General features: G+C 36.0%; 1 protein-coding gene and 1 pseudogene. Both read left to right on the top strand.

Going from position 1 to position 1,204, the window contains the following annotated elements; genetic code table 11:
* Positions 1-353 precede the first annotated feature (353 nt).
* Positions 354-862: pseudogene (locus tag BIV60_RS27805) on the top strand (tyrosine-type recombinase/integrase).
* Between the two features lie 13 nt (positions 863-875).
* Complete coding sequence (locus BIV60_RS27800; protein WP_071358897.1) at positions 876-1,181, top strand: hypothetical protein; 306 nt, start codon at positions 876-878, stop codon at positions 1,179-1,181.
* The last annotated feature ends 23 nt before the right edge of the window (positions 1,182-1,204 follow it).

Below are 1,204 nucleotides of genomic sequence, written 5' to 3'. Positions count from 1 at the left end.
CGTATTGAAGCTATAAAAAATTTTTTTAGATAGGTACAATTGTAATTATTGATTAAACTGACGTGTAGCGTTAATCCAAGTAGGGTTAACGCTTATTTTTTACAATTTTATTGGGGTGTACAAAATGGACGTGAAAGCCTTGGTTTTAACCACGAACAAAGAAAGAAGCTTAAACAAATGGGTAAGAGAGATAAACCAACATCGAAGAAACTCAAGCAAGAAAAAGTTAACTGGAAGGAAATCATAGGGATGAATCGTGATACTTATACTGGAAGAATGAGGCAGTTAGAAGGATGTAAATTTAATGACTAAATAGAATATTTATAAAACAATAGGTTGCAAAACGTAGAAGTTTGCTGCGTCCATGTCATTTGCCCAAGTGGTCGCTTAAACGATTTTGTGGGGAAAGGGATTACATCCTATTCCTGTTAGGAATCAATACGGGACTTCGGGTGAGTGATCTTTTGACACTCAAAGTGAAAGATGTGAAGAAGAAAAAGAAAATCGTGGTGAAAGAAGGAAAAACAGAAAAGCCTAGAATCATTTATTTAACCAATATTTGCGATGATTTAAATGATTATGTAAGGACGTTGGAGGGCACAAAATGGCTGTTTCCTAATCTTAAAGGAGATAAGCCTATCTCCCAGATTCAGGCCTACCGACAGCTTAAATGGTGGATATTGAGGACGGAATCGGTACCCATACCATGCGGAAACCCTTTGGATTTTGGCATTACAAACAGTTTAAAAATATAGCTAAATTACAAACAATCCTTAACCACTCACACCCTGAAATTACTTTACGATATATTGGAATAACGGATGAAGAAATAGAAAATAACATGAAAGATTTTGTATTATAAGGAGGCAGGGACCATGAAAGTAAAGTACAAAGACGGCAGTATATACGGACCAGGATTAACGGATTTCCCTTATCAGGAAGGGGACTATGTAACGATTGTTGTTCGCTATTGGACATCTAAGGAAGAAGATGATCTATATTATCATGGCCATATAACACAATTAGAGGACGAAAGGGTAGGTTTTTGGGCTGTTTTAGATGATGACCCCGATCAGGAAGAATTTTTTCACTTTGGAGATTTAGAGGCGGTATTTGATGGTGATAAAATTCCCTTTTTAGGTGGATGGACAAAGAGACAACAAAAAAATAATACACTTTAAACGTTAAAAAAGGCCCGATAAAG

The organism is Bacillus sp. MUM 116, assembly GCF_001866655.1.
Classification (GTDB): domain Bacteria; phylum Bacillota; class Bacilli; order Bacillales; family Cytobacillaceae; genus Neobacillus.
The sequence above is the reverse complement of the archived record's forward strand: the minus strand, read 5'-3'. Positions and strand labels throughout refer to the sequence as shown.

What these genes read in the sequence shown, in the direction of transcription:
- BIV60_RS27800 (WP_071358897.1), top strand. Translation starts at nt 876, where the DNA reads ATGAAAGTAAAGTACAAAGACGGCAGTATATACGGACCAGGATTAACG.